General features: G+C 37.0%; 16 protein-coding genes and 1 other annotated feature. Of the genes, 13 read left to right on the forward strand and 3 right to left on the reverse strand.

From position 1 onward, the window contains the following. The first annotated feature begins 155 nt into the window (after positions 1-155). Positions 156-2,756 carry an ATP-dependent chaperone ClpB gene (gene clpB, locus ACUXVC_RS05890; protein ID WP_064532900.1) on the forward strand — a complete coding sequence of 867 codons (2,601 nt, stop codon included), beginning with the start codon at positions 156-158 and terminating at the stop codon, positions 2,754-2,756. 38 nt (positions 2,757-2,794) lie between these two features. Here the strand turns inward: clpB and ACUXVC_RS05895 are convergent, their stop codons facing one another. Beyond that, positions 2,795-2,977, reverse strand: a complete 183-nt coding sequence (locus ACUXVC_RS05895; RefSeq protein WP_001211116.1) for a YjzD family protein — start codon at positions 2,975-2,977, stop codon at positions 2,795-2,797. Positions 2,978-3,133: 156 nt separating this feature from the next. Here ACUXVC_RS05895 and ACUXVC_RS05900 point away from each other — a divergent pair, with 156 nt between their 5' ends. The 7 genes from ACUXVC_RS05900 to ACUXVC_RS05930 all read left to right on the forward strand — a co-directional run bounded on the left by ACUXVC_RS05900 (position 3,134) and on the right by ACUXVC_RS05930 (position 9,379). Beyond that, positions 3,134-3,868, forward strand: a complete 735-nt coding sequence (locus ACUXVC_RS05900; protein ID WP_000028690.1) for a hydrolase — start codon at positions 3,134-3,136, stop codon at positions 3,866-3,868. Between the two features lie 29 nt (positions 3,869-3,897). Further along, entirely contained in the window at positions 3,898-4,770 is an 873-nt protein-coding gene (locus tag ACUXVC_RS05905) for an NAD-dependent epimerase/dehydratase family protein (RefSeq protein ID WP_142947048.1), read from the forward strand. A gap of 54 nt (positions 4,771-4,824) precedes the next feature. Continuing rightward, entirely contained in the window at positions 4,825-5,001 is a 177-nt protein-coding gene (locus ACUXVC_RS05910; RefSeq protein WP_001986215.1) for a ComZ family protein, read from the forward strand. Between the two features lie 390 nt (positions 5,002-5,391). After that, a complete protein-coding gene (gene fabH / locus ACUXVC_RS05915) occupies positions 5,392-6,324 on the forward strand; it encodes a beta-ketoacyl-ACP synthase III (protein WP_001100533.1) in 933 nt (310 codons plus the stop codon). A 31-nt stretch (positions 6,325-6,355) separates the two neighbouring features. Then, positions 6,356-7,594: a beta-ketoacyl-ACP synthase II gene (fabF, locus tag ACUXVC_RS05920; protein ID WP_000412656.1), complete on the forward strand. Its 1,239-nt coding sequence runs from the start codon at positions 6,356-6,358 to the stop codon at positions 7,592-7,594. A 106-nt stretch (positions 7,595-7,700) separates the two neighbouring features. Then, on the forward strand, positions 7,701-8,489 hold the full coding sequence (locus ACUXVC_RS05925; protein ID WP_053565023.1) for a DUF2268 domain-containing protein: 789 nt from the start codon (positions 7,701-7,703) through the stop codon (positions 8,487-8,489). Positions 8,490-8,632: 143 nt separating this feature from the next. Then, the gene (locus tag ACUXVC_RS05930) at positions 8,633-9,379 is read left to right on the forward strand and encodes a YjbA family protein (RefSeq protein WP_000966129.1); all 747 of its coding nucleotides are present in this window, start codon (positions 8,633-8,635) and stop codon (positions 9,377-9,379) included. 103 nt (positions 9,380-9,482) lie between these two features. Here ACUXVC_RS05930 and trpS read toward each other — a convergent pair whose 3' ends face one another. Together trpS and ACUXVC_RS05940 are read right to left on the reverse strand one after the other, a co-directional pair. Beyond that, positions 9,483-10,472, reverse strand: a complete 990-nt coding sequence (trpS, locus tag ACUXVC_RS05935) for a tryptophan--tRNA ligase (protein ID WP_000110989.1) — start codon at positions 10,470-10,472, stop codon at positions 9,483-9,485. Between the two features lie 75 nt (positions 10,473-10,547). After that, positions 10,548-10,764: a binding site (T-box leader), on the reverse strand. Between the two features lie 105 nt (positions 10,765-10,869). Continuing rightward, positions 10,870-11,250: a DUF3899 domain-containing protein gene (locus ACUXVC_RS05940; protein WP_071731608.1), complete on the reverse strand. Its 381-nt coding sequence runs from the start codon at positions 11,248-11,250 to the stop codon at positions 10,870-10,872. Between the two features lie 319 nt (positions 11,251-11,569). Here ACUXVC_RS05940 and ACUXVC_RS05945 point away from each other — a divergent pair, with 319 nt between their 5' ends. The 5 genes from ACUXVC_RS05945 to ACUXVC_RS05965 all read left to right on the forward strand — a co-directional run bounded on the left by ACUXVC_RS05945 (position 11,570) and on the right by ACUXVC_RS05965 (position 17,285). Continuing rightward, the gene (locus ACUXVC_RS05945) at positions 11,570-13,225 is read left to right on the forward strand and encodes a peptide ABC transporter substrate-binding protein (RefSeq protein WP_144465545.1); all 1,656 of its coding nucleotides are present in this window, start codon (positions 11,570-11,572) and stop codon (positions 13,223-13,225) included. Between the two features lie 127 nt (positions 13,226-13,352). Further along, positions 13,353-14,282 carry an oligopeptide ABC transporter permease gene (gene opp3b, locus ACUXVC_RS05950; protein WP_000534166.1) on the forward strand — a complete coding sequence of 310 codons (930 nt, stop codon included), beginning with the start codon at positions 13,353-13,355 and terminating at the stop codon, positions 14,280-14,282. Next, the gene (opp3C, locus tag ACUXVC_RS05955) at positions 14,279-15,295 is read left to right on the forward strand and encodes an oligopeptide ABC transporter permease (RefSeq protein ID WP_000974103.1); all 1,017 of its coding nucleotides are present in this window, start codon (positions 14,279-14,281) and stop codon (positions 15,293-15,295) included. Before opp3b ends, opp3C begins: the two co-directional genes overlap by 4 nt. 18 nt (positions 15,296-15,313) lie before the next feature. Further along, positions 15,314-16,357: an ABC transporter ATP-binding protein gene (locus tag ACUXVC_RS05960; protein ID WP_000854346.1), complete on the forward strand. Its 1,044-nt coding sequence runs from the start codon at positions 15,314-15,316 to the stop codon at positions 16,355-16,357. After that, positions 16,350-17,285, forward strand: a complete 936-nt coding sequence (locus ACUXVC_RS05965; RefSeq protein WP_016082471.1) for an ABC transporter ATP-binding protein — start codon at positions 16,350-16,352, stop codon at positions 17,283-17,285. The genes ACUXVC_RS05960 and ACUXVC_RS05965 overlap by 8 nt, the downstream gene beginning before the upstream one ends. Positions 17,286-17,317: the final 32 nt, after the last annotated feature.

The raw sequence follows: 17,317 nt of genomic DNA on the forward strand, positions 1-17,317 counted from the left end.
TACCGTATTTTTAAAACAATATAATGAATGCTTCCTTTTTCTTTTTCCAATAATAAGTTTGAAAATACATAGGCAAAATTATTGTATAAAAAAGTCAGTTGGCGTATAATCAAATCAAAGGTCAAAGAAAGTCAAACTTTTGGAGGGCTGTAAAGATGGACTTAAATCAAATGACAACAAAAACACAAGAGGCGATTATGAGTGCCCAATCTTTAGCGGTATCTCATCATCACCAAGAGGTGGATACTGTTCATCTATTACTTGCATTATTAGAAGAGCAAGATGGATTAGCAGTACGTATATTTCAAAAAATGAATGTTGATATAGAAGCATTAAAGCAAAGCGCTGAAAGCTTAATTAAAAAGAAACCTTCTGTAACAGGGAGCGGTGCAGAGGTTGGAAAATTGTATGTAACGAGCGCTCTGCAACAATTGCTTGTAAGAGCAGGGAAAGAAGCAGAAAAATTGCAGGATGATTACATTTCAGTCGAACATGTATTGCTTGCTTTTTCCGAAGAAAAAGGCGATATAAATCAATTATTTGCAAGATTGCATATTACGAAAGATAACTTATTACAGTCTTTAATGACAGTTCGGGGGAATCAAAGAGTGACTAGTCAAAATCCAGAAGCAACTTATGAAGCGTTAGAAAAATATGGCCGTGATTTAGTGGCAGAAGTCAGAGCCGGGAAAATTGATCCTGTTATCGGCCGAGATAGTGAAATTCGACGCGTTATCCGCATTCTTTCACGTAAAACGAAAAACAATCCTGTTTTAATTGGTGAGCCAGGTGTTGGTAAAACAGCAATCGTTGAAGGATTAGCACAGCGTATTGTGAAAAAGGATGTACCTGAAGGATTGAAAGATAGAACGATTTTTGCGTTAGATATGAGTGCGCTCGTAGCAGGTGCGAAATTCCGTGGTGAGTTCGAAGAGCGTCTGCAAGCTGTATTAAATGAAATTAAAAAGAGTGAAGGACGCATTTTATTATTCATTGATGAACTTCATACAATCGTTGGAGCTGGTAAAACAGAAGGTGCGATGGATGCAGGAAATATGTTAAAACCGATGCTTGCTCGTGGTGAACTGCATTGTATCGGGGCGACAACATTAGATGAATATCGTAAATATATTGAAAAAGATCCAGCACTAGAAAGACGTTTCCAACAAGTATTAGCAGAAGAACCAACTGTTGAAGATACGATTTCCATATTACGTGGATTAAAAGAACGCTTTGAAATTTATCACGGTGTAAATATTCATGACCGTGCGATTGTAGCAGCGTCAGTTTTATCAGATCGATATATTTCAGATCGCTTCTTACCGGATAAAGCGATTGACCTTGTTGATGAAGCGTGCGCAACAATTCGTACAGAAATCGATTCTATGCCGACAGAATTAGATGAAGTAACGCGTCGTATTATGCAGCTGGAAATTGAAGAAGCGGCTCTTGGAAAAGAAACGGATCGTGGTAGCCAAGAGCGTCTAAAAACATTGCAACGTGAATTATCGGATTTAAAAGAAGTTGCAAGTGGTATGAGAGCGAAATGGGAGAAAGAAAAAGAAGACATTCACAAAGTTCGTGACTTACGTGAACATTTAGAACGTCTGCGCCGTGAATTAGAAGAAGCAGAAGGTAATTACGATTTAAATAAAGCAGCCGAACTTCGTCACGGGAAAATTCCTGCAATCGAAAAAGAATTAAAAGAAGCGGAAGAAATGGGCGCGCATAATAAAGAAGAAAATCGTTTATTACGTGAGGAAGTAAGTGAAGAAGAAATTGCAGATATTGTTTCACGCTGGACTGGTATTCCTGTTGCTAAACTTGTTGAAGGCGAACGTGAGAAATTACTACGCTTAGAGCAAATCTTATCAGAGCGTGTCATCGGACAAGAGGAAGCAGTAAGCCTAGTATCAGACGCGGTTCTTCGTGCACGCGCTGGTATTAAAGACCCGAATCGTCCAATTGGTTCCTTCATTTTCTTAGGCCCTACGGGTGTTGGTAAAACAGAACTTGCAAAAACGTTAGCGCAGTCTTTATTCGATAGTGAAGAGCAAATGATTCGTATTGACATGTCTGAGTATATGGAGAAACACGCTGTGTCACGCTTAATTGGTGCGCCTCCTGGATATGTAGGATATGAAGAGGGCGGTCAATTAACAGAAGCGGTAAGACGTAAACCATATTCAGTTATTTTGTTAGACGAAATCGAAAAAGCACATCCAGAAGTATTCAACATTTTATTACAAATGTTAGATGATGGACGCATTACAGATTCACAAGGAAGAACAGTAGACTTTAAAAACACAGTTATTATTATGACTTCAAATATTGGATCTGCTCATTTACTAGAGGGATTAGAAGAAGATGGTTCGATTAAAGAGGAATCAAGAGACCTTGTAATGGGGCAATTAAGAGGACATTTCCGCCCTGAATTTTTAAACCGTGTTGATGAAATTATTTTATTCAAACCTCTTACAACGAATGAAATTAAAGGCATTGTTGATAAAATTGTAAAAGAACTACAAGGCCGTCTAGCTGACCGTCACATTACAGTAGAATTAACAGATGCAGCAAAAGAATTTGTTGTAGAAGCTGGTTTCGACCCAATGTACGGAGCTCGTCCATTAAAACGATACGTACAACGTCAAGTGGAAACGAAATTAGCAAGAGAATTAATTGCAGGAACAATCACAGACAATAGTCACGTAGTTGTTGATGTAGAAAATAACGAATTAGTCGTTCATGTGAAATGAAAATAAAAAAGAGTTCGGATAAAATCCGGACTCTTTTTTTAGTGTTGTTCTACTGGCTCGTTTGGAATTGCAGCTGAAATTGCGAGTACTAATACAGCAAGAACAACTGAGAAAATAGACGCTTGGTTAAAATCGTATGTACCGCCAGTCATAGAGCCAATTACGTAGCTCATCATATGTACAAGTAAGAACGACCAAATTAATGCCCAAATGAAACGCATATTTTACACCTCTATTCGTTCAATCTGTCCTTATTGTAACACAATTGAAAAAAGAATATAGAAAAATATTTGTAGATTTTTCAACGCAAATTTGCATTCCGTTCATACATTATAAAAGAGTGGTTTTATATGTTTAGAAAATAAGGCGGGGGAAAAATGAGTATTACGGAACGTTTTTTTTACTTAGAAAAAGAACCATGTGTCATTTATTTACCGGAGAAGCCAAATGGATTTTCTGTTATGCTCCTCGGTGATTATAACTACTTTATTGAGAATGGTACAAGTTTATGGACACAACATGCGGGTAAATCTTATTTCTTACATGGTCTTATTGAGCAAGGCTACACGGTCTTTTCCTCTAATTTATACGGAAGACATTGGGGGAACGATCAATCTGTTCGTCTGGCAAAACGTTTATATGATGTTGTTTTGAGAAAAGAGACGTTAAATGCGAAGATGCACATTATGGCAGATGGTATGGGAGCGCTTGTGGCACTTGAAATGATGAACAAATATCCTGAATGTATTCGTTCTGTTGTTATGTTAAATCCGTGTTTAGATTTACCAGAATATGTGGGTTTTGAGAAAGAGCATAAGTTTTTTTACAAGAGACTCGTGAAGGAATTAAGTTTGGCGTATGATTCCAAAGAAGAAGAATTAGATTTAAAAATAAATAAGAAATCATTTACGCTTCTTCCATCTTGTGTACCTGTTAAAATTTTCGTATCAACACAAGAAAAAAGAGGAAGAAAACAGCAGTTGCGGAGATATGAGAAAATGAGGCAATTAAATCAATGTGATACTTCTGTCTTATTCCATCTGCAAGATGTGAAATATAAAATGGTTAGGCAAACGACCGATTTCTTTAAAAAATATGAAGAAGAATTGTGAAGCTCCCATATACATAAATGAGGAGCTATTTGTTTCAAAGGGAAAGGGTTGGTGGTATGGAACGCGTGCTGATAATAGGTGCACTTACGTTTGTAGGTTATCACCTTGTGAATAAAATGATCGCAGAAGAAGTAGAAGTGTATGGTCTTGATTTTGATGAATTCGATAGTGTGACCAAAATTAATGAAGAGAAGTTATTGTTAATTGGGCGAAATGCGTTATTTACGTATTATTCGATAAGAGATGAAGATGGATGGAGATCGGTAGAGGAAGAGAGATTCGATACTGTCTACTTTTGCTTATATGAGCCAAATCAGCAATGTGGATTTCGGAATGAAAGAGTCATATTACAATATTTAAAGCGAATTATAAGAATGTGTGAAGAACAAAAAGTGAAGTTAAATTTAATTTCTTCTATTGAAGTAAGTAGTACAGGTGAATCCGAAAATAAGCGCCTATTTTTGAAAGTAGAAGAAGGATTGAAAAAAGGGAATTTAAAATATAGTGTATTTCGAGTTCCTACATTATATGGACCGTGGCAACCATCCTTTATGATGTATCATCAGCTCATTTTATCAGAATTAGACGAGAAAGAGTGCCGTTGTACGAGTGAGGAAAAAGGAAGTGATTTGCTTTACATTGAAGATGTATGTGAATACTTATGGGAAAATGGAACGAACGGGGCGCATCTTGGTATATACAATTTACTTAGTGGTAAACAGTCATTATGGGAAAAAGGTATGAATCTTTTACGCGCGGATGATAAAGTAAATAAAAATAATAATGAAATAAGAGATGAGGCTATTGAAGTCATTTCGATAAAAAGAAATACTCCGTTAGAATACGGTTTAAATAAGCAACTGGCACACATGAAAAAATATAAAGAGTTATACGAAGAGTAGCACGCGTGTTACACTATTGTATGTGAAAGTTTTAATGGAGAGGAAGAGTATAATATGAACGAAAAAAGCATGCAGTTTTTACAAATCGCAATGAAGCATTTACCGGAAGCGAAGGCAATTTTAGATGATAACGGAATTGCACTTGATATGGAGAAAGCACAGCCGGTGTTAGAGTTGTTAATGAAAGTTATGAACGAAGCTTATGAGCTTGGGAAAGCAGATAAAGAATAAAAAGCATCTTTTTAAGATGGAAGAGAGGCCCGAACCGTGGATAGAAGCGGTCAGGGCCTTTTTTATTCTCGCCTGGGGGAAAACCAGAGATATGAATAGGATAAAGGAAAAGTAGTGAAGAGAACTCTCTAGTTTAGAAGAAAAGCAGATAAAGAATAAAATTCTTCTTTTTTGATGGAGGAGAGGCTCGAATCGTGAGTGGAAGCGGTTCGGGCCTTTTTATTTGGAATGAAACACGAAAAGGTATGATTCTGTTTCTTTTAATGAAAAATAAAGTGGATAATGCGTTAGCTTTCTGTTTTATGCGAAATATATTCTAGACAAAAATACATTTATGTTTTAAAATTAGTACCAAGTCATAATAATTGATATAAAACGGAGGGCTGCGATGTGAACGTGGGCATTTTAGGGATCGGAAGATATGTGCCAGAAAAAGTAGTCACAAATCACGATTTAGAGAAAATAATGGATACATCCGATGAATGGATTCGTACGAGAACGGGAATTGCAGAAAGACGCATTGCCGATGATACAATAGATACTTCATATATGGCCGTAGAGGCTGCGAAAAAAGCACTTGAAGATGCAGGGGTTAGCGGAGAAGATATCGATCTTATTTTAGTAGCGACAGTAACACCAGATCGTGCGTTTCCAGCAGTAGCTTGTGTCATTCAAGAAGCGATTGGAGCGAAACATGCAGCTGCAATGGATGTAGGTGCAGCATGCGCTGGTTTTATGTACGGAATGATTACAGCGCAGCAATTTATTCAAACTGGGACTTATAAAAACGTATTAGTAGTTGGTAGTGATAAGCTATCTAAAATTGTAGACTGGAATGATCGAAATACAGCGGTATTATTTGGAGACGGAGCCGGTGCTATCGTAATGGGAGCAGTTTCAGAAGGAAGAGGCGTTCTATCTTTCGAATTAGGAGCAGACGGAAGCGGCGGCAAGCATCTATATCAAGACGAGTATGTTATGATGAATGGCAGAGAAGTCTTTAAATTTGCCGTTCGTCAACTTGGTGAATCTTGTCTTCGTGTTTTAGATAAAGCTGGTCTTACGAAAGAAGATGTGGATTTCTTAGTACCGCATCAAGCAAACATTCGTATTATGGAATCTGCAAGAGAGAGGTTAAATTTACCACAAGAAAAAATGAGTATGACAATTGAGAAGTTCGGTAATACATCAGCTTCTTCAATTCCGATTGCAATGGTAGAGGAATTGCAAAACGGACGTATTCAAGACGGTGATTTAATTATACTTGTTGGTTTTGGCGGCGGATTAACATGGGGAGCAGTTGCTCTTCGTTGGGGTAAATAAGGACTGAGAGAAAAAAAGGAGTGTATTTTGTATGGAAAAAAAGAGGGTCGTAATTACAGGACTAGGAGCTGTTACACCGGTCGGAACAGATGTTGAAACAGCATGGGAAAACATTAAAAAGGGTGTATCTGGAATCGGGCGACTTACAAGAATTGATCCAGAACTATTTCCAGCAAAAGTAGCAGCGGAAATTAACGACTTTGAAGTCGAGAAATATATTGATAAAAAAGAAGCGCGCCGTATGGATCGCTTTACACAATATGCAGTAGCAGCAGCGAAAATGGCAGTTGCAGATGCAAAGCTTGAAATTACAGAAGAAAACGGACCTCGAATTGGTGTATGGATTGGATCTGGTATTGGCGGTATGGAAACATACGAAGAACAATTTAAGATTTTTACTGAGAAAGGCCCACGCCGCGTGAGCCCATTCTTCGTGCCGATGATGATTCCAGATATGGCAGCAGGTCAAGTATCAATCGCAACAGGAGCAAAAGGAATTAACACTTGTTCTGTAACGGCTTGTGCATCTGGTGCAAACTCAATTGGCGATGCATTTAAAGCAATTCAGCGTGGTGATGCTGACGCAATGATTACAGGTGGAGCAGAAGCACCGCTAACAAGTATGGCATTCGCAGGATTTAGCTCAGCGAAAGCATTAACATTTAATGAAGACCCAGCAACGGCTTGCCGTCCGTTTGATAAAAACCGTAGCGGTTTCGTAATGGGTGAAGGTTCAGGTATTTTAATTCTTGAAGAATTAGAACACGCATTAGCTCGTGGTGCTCACATTTACGCGGAAATCGCTGGTTACGGTGCAACTGGTGATGCATTCCATATTACAATGCCTGCTCCTGGTGGTGAAGGCGGAGTGCGTGCAATGCGTCAAGCTTTAGCTGATGCAGGCCTACAGCCAGAAGATATTGATTACATTAATGCGCATGGTACAAGTACGGATGCGAATGAAAAATATGAAACGATGGCAATTAAAGAAACTTTCGGTGAGCACGCGTATAAAGTAGCAATTAGCTCAACGAAATCAATGACAGGTCACTTATTAGGAGCAGCTGGTGCTGTTGAAGCGATTTTCTCTATTAAATCAATTACAGACGGAGTAATTCCTCCAACAATTAACTATGAGACACCAGATCCAGAATGTGACTTAGATTACGTACCGAATCAAGCGAGACATCAAGAAGTAAATGCAGTATTAAGTAACTCATTAGGATTCGGTGGTCATAACGCAGTGTTAGTATTTAAATCGTATAAATAATAGATAAAATAAGGAGTTTTTCCGCATTATATTGCGAAAAAACTCCTTATTTATTTTTACGTCTTTTTCTCCTGTAGCATATACATAAGAAAAAGGAGGGATAAAGATGGGGATTGTTGAAACAGCTGAATGGCTACATTTATATTATGGACGGCCAGAAAAACTTTGTGAGAAATTTACGAAGTATATTCCGTTGCCAAAAGAAAGGTTGTATCGCTTTTTAATTTCAAAAGGGATGTATCGCCCGATCATGCGTGGGGAAAAGGAAATTAAAGAATTAGAGGAAAAGGAAATTTGGAAAGAGTTGAGCCTGGAGTATGATAAATTGAAAAATTGGTTGAAAGGTCCGGATGTCCCTGTCTTTATTTTATTATCAGATTCCTATAATCGAACTGTGCAAGAAGAGTATAACGGTAGGGCTGGATTATCTATGCGTCATGTTATTTTCTTATTCGTATGTGGACGGAATTCGGTAGAAGAATTAAAAGTGTTATTGGCGCATGAATACCATCACATATGCAGGTTACATCAAATTGAGACGAAAGAAACAGAATATACATTACTTGATACAATGATTATGGAAGGGCTAGCTGAGCAAGCAGTGACGGAAAGATATTCAGAAAAAAACAATGCACCGTGGACGGCGTATCTTTCAAAAGAAGAGGCTATTTATTATTGGAAAAATGTTGTACATGAAAGAATAAGTATAAAACGAGGAACAAGGGAACATGACATCTTATTAAATGGCTTTCACTCTTATCCGAAGATGCTTGGCTATGCGCTTGGATTTCATATTGTCAAAGATTGTGTAACTTTGGAAGGAGAAGATACACTTTCTTTATTATCTATAGATGCAAAAGAAATATTGAATAAAGCAAATACATTTCATATATAAAAAAACAGGAATTCTATTTCCTGTTTTTTTAGTATTAATAGAAGAAAAAATAATAATTAGAATATATTTCCTCAAGTGGAATAAAGTTAAGCAAAAATGAACATAATGATTGGTACAAACAGTAGTGAAGTGAGGGGTAGTGAATGTTATATCTACATGATGTATGGGTAAATTGGTTTGAAGGTGAAGAAAATGGGTATAACGTTTGTCATTTTTACGAATGGCGGAAAGATGATACGATTGAGCTATTAGATCAAGTGCCATTATTAAAAGTAGATGCCACATTATATCATTACATCGAGAACGAATTGTTAGAGCTTCCGCAAAAAATGCTGGAAGACGTACATCATAAGGCTTATATTCGTAAAAATCATGAACGTTTGCAGCAAGAGTATTGCTTTGTTGTTACAGATGGGAAAGGCATTATTGCGATTGACACAATTGGTTACAATGTACCAATTCGCAAAAGCAGACTTATACCACGCCAAGAGCAGATGGTATATGAGATGGTAGAAAACGTACAAGCAGAAAAGTATGAGTTCCAAGTAGAAGAAACAGAAAAAGAACATCACATTTTATCACCATCGCCTTTCATTATGAATGGCTTGACTCGTAAAGAAAGACAGCTAAAACAATTATTATTTATGGCGTTAGATCAATTACATACAACGAAAAATACAGCAGAGATTCGCTATTGGTACACAGAGTGGGATCCATCAGCATATGGAACGGTTCAACATATGGAGTTCGAGGATATTTGGGCTAGACTGTATGATGAAGCGAAAGCGGGCTGGTCTGAGAAACATGAACAATTATGCGAGCGTCTCGTAAAAGGACAGCCATTTTTTGAAAAGTTATGGGAAATGGAAAATGAGCAAAAGGTAAATTAAAAAACCGCCAATTGGCGGTTTTTTAATTTTGTAGTAATCTAGTTCCAGCGGCAAGAATGTTCGGTGGCCTCGCATTCTAAACTAGCCGCCTCCGCTTTATATGTTACCTACGTTTTCTGCTTAGTCCCATTGCGTTTTCTACTTTGCGTAGTTGTTTGAATGCAACGCGGTTTGCTTTTTCGGCACCTTTGTCTAGAATTTCGTCTAGTTCTGGTGAGCTGATTAGTTCGTTGTATTTGTCTTGGATTGGACGAATTGCATCTACGACTACTTGTGCTAGGTCGCCTTTGAAGTCTCCGTATCCTTTTCCTTCGTACATTGCTTCGATTTCTTCTACTGTTTTTCCAGAGAATGAGGAGTAGATTGTTAATAAGTTAGAGATGCCAGGTTTGTTTTCTTTATCGAATTTCACAATACCTTCAGAATCAGTTACAGCACTCTTAATTTTCTTTTCAATTGTTTTTGGCTCATCAAGCATACTGATCATTGATTTTGGATTCGGATCAGATTTGCTCATTTTTTTCGTAGGTTCTGTTAATGACATAACGCGAGCTCCTACTTTTGGAATACGAATTTCAGGCATTGTGAAGATTTCACGGTAACGTTTGTTGAAACGCTCTGCTAGGTCACGTGTTAATTCGATATGTTGCTTTTGATCATCACCAACCGGCACGATTTCAGTATTGTAAAGTAAAATATCAGCAGCCATTAATGGTGGATACGTAAGTAATCCAGCTGGAACTGAATCTCTACCAGAAGCTTTATCTTTATATTGCGTCATACGCTCTAATTCTCCAACGTAAGCAACAGATTGCATGATCCAACCTAGTTGAGCGTGTGCTGGTACTTCTGATTGTACAAATAAAGTAGCTTTTTCAGGGTCAATGCCACATGCCACATAAAGTGCAGCAAGACTGCGGATGTTTTTACGAAGTTGTACGGGATCTTGAGGTACTGTAATCGCATGTTGGTTTACAATACAGAAATAACAGTCGTGTTCATTTTGAAGCTCTGTAAACTGCTTCATTGCTCCTAAATAGTTTCCAAGTGTAATCGTTCCACTTGGCTGAATACCAGAAAAGATAACTGACATAAGTAATTCCTCCTAAAATTGAATGCGTGATGGGGGAAGAGAAGGCAAACAAAAAAGCCCATTCATCCCAAAAACCATAGGGACGAATGGACCGCGGTACCACCCTAATTATTTCACTACTGTGAAATCTCTCTAATCCATAATAACGTTTGGATATAACGCCAAAGCCTACTACTCTCGGTTCGGTTTGGTGCTCAAAAGCCCATTCCATACTGTACAATTACTTGTTCACACCGACCACAAGCTCTCTGAAATTGCCTCAATATGTACTCTTCTTTATCATCGCATACATATAAATTTATTTATTGTTACTTGAGCTCTTTTAATATGAAAGAACTAAAGTTTTATAACAAAATGTTTTGCTGATTATTATATCATATGGGATAGTGTTTGCAAACTACATCAAAATAGTAAAGCTAATAAGGGTCGAGAACAACCCAAGAACGATACCTGTAATACAAATTGGATATGTCCATTTGAATGAATATGTTTTATAAATACGTTCTTTCTTATCTGTAGGTTCCTCGACTTCTTCAATTAAAGAGTCAATCTTTTTATTCGTACCAAATACTCTTTGGAATGCGTAAATGGTTACATTGAAAAAACCATTTTGAAATATGTATAAAAAACCGCCGATAAGAATAAAAAACAGTGCAATATAAAACGAGATGTTGACAAAATTCAACAAAAATTGCGATGAAATGAGGAATGCGCCAATACTAGAAGCGATTATCGCTATGAAAATTAGTATACAAGTATGAAAAAAAACTTTATTCAAAATGTTCCCCTCCGTCAAAATATTACTAGAATTATTATACTATAAAAGCTATAATATGTACTAGAATTAATTTTTTGAAAATTATACGCAATTAAAGGTCTGATTTCAAGATGATGGTATCAATGTTAACGTATCCCTTTACAAAAAAATAAAAATATAAACATTTTATTAAAAATTTTAACAAAAAAACAAAAAACTATATTCACAATTGTTATATTATATGTATAATGAAAATTGTAGAAACTTGGAGATTATTCTTTCAATTCTACTTTTTAACAAGTGAGGGTACAGGAAGTGCAAGTAGGGGAGGCAACACAACATGAAGAAAAAGATACCGTTATTAGTTGCATCGACTTTAACTGCAAGTATGTTGCTGGGTGCGTGTAGCTACCAAAAAGATGACGCAAAAGCAAAAGGGAAAGAAAACACTACGAGTAGTAGTAACGGAAAGCAGGTTCTTAATTTAACAGAGTTATCTGAAATTCCGTCAATGGATGCATCGCTAGCATCTGACGCTGCATCTTCTACAGCATTAAATAATACGATGGAAGGTTTATATCGTATCGGCAAAGATCAAAAGAGAGTGCCTGGAATTGCAGAAGATGTTCAAAAGCTAGATGACGGAAAGAAATACATATTTAAATTAAGAAAAGATGCAAAATGGTCGAATGGGGAGCCTGTAACAGCAAAAGACTTTGTGTATTCATGGAAAAGAGCAGTAAATCCAGATACAAAAGCGACGTATTCGTACATTATGTTTGATATTAAAAATGCAGAGAAAATTCATAAAAAAGAATTACCTGCTGACCAATTAGGTGTAAAAGCGATTGATGATTATACATTAGAAGTGGAATTAGACAATCCCGTTCCTTACTTTGTTGATTTAACAGTTTATCCGGTATTTTACCCACTAAATGAAAACTTTGTAAAAGCACAAGGTGATAAGTTTGGGTTAGAGGCAAATACAACATTATATAATGGGCCATTTGTTATGAGTGATTGGAAACATGAGCAAAGCTTCCAGTTTAAGAAGAACCCATCATATTGGGATAATAAAACGGTTAAAATCGAAGAGATTAACTTTAATATTGTAAAAAATACGTCAACTGATGTAAATTTATATGAGACAAACTCGATTGATCGTGCGGCTCTAACTTCAGAATTTGTTGATAAGTTTAGACAAAGCTCAGAATTCCACACAAGAAAAGAAGCAGGGGTTGCTTACCTAAGATTTAATCAAAGTAATCAATACTTAAGTAATAAAAACTTAAGAAAAGCAATTTCAATGTCCTTTGATCGTGATAACATTGCGAAAGTTATTTTAAATAATGGTGCGATTGGAGCTTATGGATTTGTTGGAAAAGATTTCGCTGAAGGTCCGAATAAAAAAGATTTCCGAGCTGAAAATGGAAAGCTAGTTGAAACGAATCCAAAAGAAGCGAAAAAGCTTTGGGAAACAGCGAAGAAAGAGCTTGGCACTGATAAAATCGAACTAGAATTCTTAAACTTTGATAATGAAGATGCAAAAAAGGTTGGTGAATTCTTAAAAGGTGAGATGGAAAAAAACTTACCTGGTTTATCAATTAAAATTAAACAGCAGCCATTTGCACAAAAAAATAAATTAGAAGATTCTCAGCAATATGATATTGCGTTTGGTATTTGGGGCCCAGATTTCCCAGATCCAATCTCATATTTAGATATGTTTGTTACAAATGGTTCTCAAAATAAAACAGGGTATTCTAATCAGAAATATGATGAGTTAATTCTAAAAGCTAAAACAGATACAAAAGATTTACAAGCACGCTGGAATAACCTTTTAGAAGTAGAGAAGATGTTAATTAAAGAGGATGCAGTTATCACTCCAATCTTCCAAAAAGGTTCAGCATATATAGTAAAAGATGCTGTAAAAGATATTATACCAATCAACTATGGTGGTAGATTAACTTACAAATGGGCATCTGTTGAACAAAAATAATCTTTTTTTCCATCGTTTACAGGGGTATATGCCTATGATGGGCATATGCTCTTATTTTAAAAAAATAAAAGTAAGAATATTTTAAACTATCTTATTGCTTTTGAGAAAAACGGGGAGGTGCTTGACTATGGGACGTTATGTATTAAAACGTTTCGTGTACATGGCTTTGACATTATTTTTAATTACTACGCTGACTTTCTTTTTGATGAAATTACTTCCGGGTTCTCCGCTTAAAAACCAGGAGAAGCTATCACCGGCACAAAAAGAAATCATTCTGGAAAAATATGGTTTAAATGATCCGGTACCAGTTCAATACGCACGTTACTTAGGTAACTTAGCAAAAGGTGATTTAGGGGTATCATTCCAATATGATAACCGTCCAGTAACAGATATGATTGTGGATCGCATTGGACCATCAGCACAGCTTGGTTTACAAGCGATTATATTAGGAACATTTATAGGTTTAATTTTAGGAATCGTTGCGGCACTTCGTAACAATACATGGGTCGATTATGGAGCGACAATTATTTCCGTACTCGGGATGTCGGTACCATCATTCGTATTCGCTGCTTTACTACAATATTTCGTAGGGGTAAAACTTGGTTGGTTCCCAGTAGCGTTCTGGAAAGGACCAGAGTTTACAGTAATGCCTACAATTGCTTTATCGATGGCAGTTATCGCAACAATCGCACGTTTCTCTCGTGCAGAATTAATTGAAGTTATGCAAGCCGATTACATTTTAACAGCAAAAGCGAAAGGAATTAGCCAAGGCGTTATCATTGTCAAACACGCACTTCGTAACGCATTAATTCCAGTAGTAACAATTTTAGGACCAATGGTTGCGGCATTAATTACAGGAACACTTGTTATCGAGCAAATTTATGCTGTACCAGGACTTGGGGAACAATTCGTTAAATCTATTACAGTGAATGACTATACAGTTATTATGGGAACTACGATTTTCTATAGTGCGATCTTCATTTTAGTTATTTTCATTGTTGATATTTTATACGGAATTATTGATCCTCGTATTCGTTTAGCGGGAGGGAAAAAATGATGAAAGATGTACAAAAATTATCTCCAGATTTATTTCAACAAGCCAATCAAAATAATGTTGATAATGAAGTCATTGCCCGTCCAAGCTTAACGTTTTGGCAAGATGTAAGAAGACGTTTGTTCCAACATAAAGGTGCGATGATTGGTTTCGTATTATTAAGCCTTATTATATTACTAGCGATTTTTGGACCGATGGTAAGTAAACACTCGTATAAAGAGCAAGATTTAGGTCGTGCGAAAATGCCACCGAAAATTCCTGTTATTGAAAATGTTCATTGGTTACCATTTGACGGTACAGATCAATATGGTGTTGACCAATATGAAAAACGTGATATTAAAGAGTACTTCTGGTTTGGTACAGATGATCTTGGTCGTGATTTATGGACAAGAACATGGGAAGGTACACGCGTATCATTATATATCGCTCTTTTAGCAGCAGCAATTGACTTAGTAATTGGGGTTGCATATGGAGGTATTTCAGCGTTTTATGGTGGCAGAGTAGATAATATTATGCAACGTATTATGGAGATTATTAACGGTATTCCATACTTAATCATCGTTATCTTAATGGTAATCATTATGGGATCTGGTATATGGTCAATTACACTCGCAATGGCAATTACAGGTTGGATAGGGATGTCGCGTATCGTTCGTGGACAAATCCTGAAATTAAAAAACCAAGAATATGTATTAGCATCTCGTACATTAGGTGCAACAAATACACAATTAATTGTAAAACACTTAATCCCGAACGTAATGGGACCTATTATCGTAATGACAATGTTTACAATTCCATCAGCGGTGTTTGGTGAAGCGTTCTTAAGTTTCATCGGTTTAGGAATTCAGCCACCATTTGCGTCACTAGGTTCTCTTGTAAATGATGGTTATAAATCTATTCAAACGTATCCGCATATGATGTTCATCCCTGCGGTTGTCATCAGTATATTAATTTTAGCGTTTAACTTAATGGCAGACGGATTACGCGACGCGTTAGATCCAAAAATGCGTAAGTAAAAGAGGGGAGAGGCAAAGATGAAAACATTGTTAGAGGTAAAAGATTTACAAGTCTCCTTTGATACACATGCAGGTGAAGTACAAGCTGTACGCGGCGTTACTTTTGATTTGAAAAAAGGAGAGACATTGGCGATTGTAGGAGAATCTGGTTCAGGGAAATCAGTTACTTCTAAAGCGTTAATGGGATTAATTCCGAATCCTCCTGGACGCATTAAAAATGGTGAGATCGTATTTGAAGGTCGTGACTTAACGAAATTAACAGAAAAAGAAATGCAGCAAGTACGTGGTAAAGATATCGCGATGATTTTCCAAGATCCAATGACATCATTAAACCCAACGATGACAATTGGAAATCAAATTATGGAAGGCCTTATTAAACACCAAGGGATGAGTAAAGCAGACGCACGTAAAGTTGCTTTAGAATTAATCGACCTTGTAGGTATTCCAAATCCAGAAGCTCGTTTAAAACAATATCCTCACCAATTCTCAGGTGGTATGAGACAGCGTGTAGTTATTGCGATGGCGTTAGCTTGTAACCCGAAATTATTAATTGCCGATGAGCCGACAACAGCGCTAGACGTTACGATTCAGGCACAAATTTTAGAACTTATGAAAGACATTCAGCAAAAAACAGAAGCGGCAATTATTTTCATTACGCATGACTTAGGTGTAGTAGCAAACGTTGCTGACCGAGTGGCAGTTATGTACGCTGGTAAAGTTGTTGAAATTGGAACTGTAGATGAAATTTTCTATAATCCGAAACATCCATATACTTGGGGCTTAATCGCATCTATGCCAAGTTTAGATGGCTCAGAGGAAGAGTTATACGCAATTCCTGGAACGCCTCCGGATTTATTGAAGCCGCCAAAGGGTGATGCTTTTGCACCACGTAATCCACAGGCACTAAAAATTGATTTTGAAATGGACCCACCTTTATTTAAAGTAAGTGATACACACTATGCGGCAACTTGGTTACTTCACGAGCAAGCTCCAGAAGTAAAACCGCCGGCAGTCGTTGAAAAACGTATTCTTCAAATGAAAGCAGGTGAACAACATGACTAAACAACGTGAGAAATTAATTGAAGTAAAAAATGTAAAGCAGCACTTCGACGTGAGTGGTGGTGTTGTCAAAGCGGTTAATGATATTTCATTTGATATTTACCGCGGAGAAACATTTGGTCTTGTAGGAGAATCAGGTTGTGGTAAATCAACTACTGGAAGAACGATTATTCGTTTATATGATGCAACTGCTGGTGAAGTATTGTTCGATGGTGAAAACGTACATGGTAAGAAATCACGCGCAGAATTGAAGAAATTCAACCGTAAAATGCAAATGATTTTCCAAGATCCATACGCATCATTAAATCCTCGTATGACAGTAGGGGATATTATCGCAGAAGGTATTGATATTCACGGATTAGCGAAAAGTAAAAAAGAGCGCATGGACCGTGTTCATGAACTATTAAACACAGTTGGTTTAAATAAAGAGCACGCGAACCGTTTCCCGCACGAATTCTCAGGTGGACAACGTCAGCGTATCGGTATCGCTCGAGCGCTTGCTGTAGAACCAGAATTTATCATTGCGGATGAGCCGATCTCAGCACTTGACGTATCGATTCAGGCGCAAGTTGTAAACTTATTGAAAAAGCTACAAAAAGAAAAAGGTCTAACATACTTATTTATTGCCCATGATTTATCAATGGTAAAATACATTAGTGACCGCATCGGTGTAATGTACCGTGGTCAAATCGTTGAGCTAACAACAAGTGAAGAGTTATATGCGAATCCAGTTCATCCATATACGAAATCACTATTATCAGCAATTCCGCTACCAGATCCAGATTATGAGCGCAATCGTAAACGTATCGTATACGATCCATCGCAGCATGATTACGGTAGCGAAGTGCCAACAATGCGTGAAATTCGCCCAGGACATTTCGTACTATGTTCTGAAGCAGAGTATAAGAAATATAAAGAGATTTATCAATAATAAAAAAAGCCATTCTTCCATTAAGGAAGGAT

The organism is Bacillus sp. N6 (assembly GCF_052805735.1).

Bases quoted from the DNA above. Each gene is read 5' to 3' on its own strand.
- clpB (WP_064532900.1), top strand. From the start codon at position 156: ATGGACTTAAATCAAATGACAACAAAAACACAAGAGGCGATTATGAGT.
- ACUXVC_RS05895 (WP_001211116.1), bottom strand. From the start codon at position 2,977: ATGCGTTTCATTTGGGCATTAATTTGGTCGTTCTTACTTGTACATATG.
- ACUXVC_RS05900 (WP_000028690.1), top strand. From the start codon at position 3,134: ATGAGTATTACGGAACGTTTTTTTTACTTAGAAAAAGAACCATGTGTC.
- ACUXVC_RS05910 (WP_001986215.1), top strand. From the start codon at position 4,825: ATGAACGAAAAAAGCATGCAGTTTTTACAAATCGCAATGAAGCATTTA.
- fabF (WP_000412656.1), top strand. From the start codon at position 6,356: ATGGAAAAAAAGAGGGTCGTAATTACAGGACTAGGAGCTGTTACACCG.
- ACUXVC_RS05925 (WP_053565023.1), top strand. From the start codon at position 7,701: ATGGGGATTGTTGAAACAGCTGAATGGCTACATTTATATTATGGACGG.
- ACUXVC_RS05930 (WP_000966129.1), top strand. From the start codon at position 8,633: ATGTTATATCTACATGATGTATGGGTAAATTGGTTTGAAGGTGAAGAA.
- trpS (WP_000110989.1), bottom strand. From the start codon at position 10,472: ATGTCAGTTATCTTTTCTGGTATTCAGCCAAGTGGAACGATTACACTT.
- ACUXVC_RS05945 (WP_144465545.1), top strand. From the start codon at position 11,570: ATGAAGAAAAAGATACCGTTATTAGTTGCATCGACTTTAACTGCAAGT.
- opp3b (WP_000534166.1), top strand. From the start codon at position 13,353: ATGGGACGTTATGTATTAAAACGTTTCGTGTACATGGCTTTGACATTA.
- opp3C (WP_000974103.1), top strand. From the start codon at position 14,279: ATGATGAAAGATGTACAAAAATTATCTCCAGATTTATTTCAACAAGCC.
- ACUXVC_RS05960 (WP_000854346.1), top strand. From the start codon at position 15,314: ATGAAAACATTGTTAGAGGTAAAAGATTTACAAGTCTCCTTTGATACA.
- ACUXVC_RS05965 (WP_016082471.1), top strand. From the start codon at position 16,350: ATGACTAAACAACGTGAGAAATTAATTGAAGTAAAAAATGTAAAGCAG.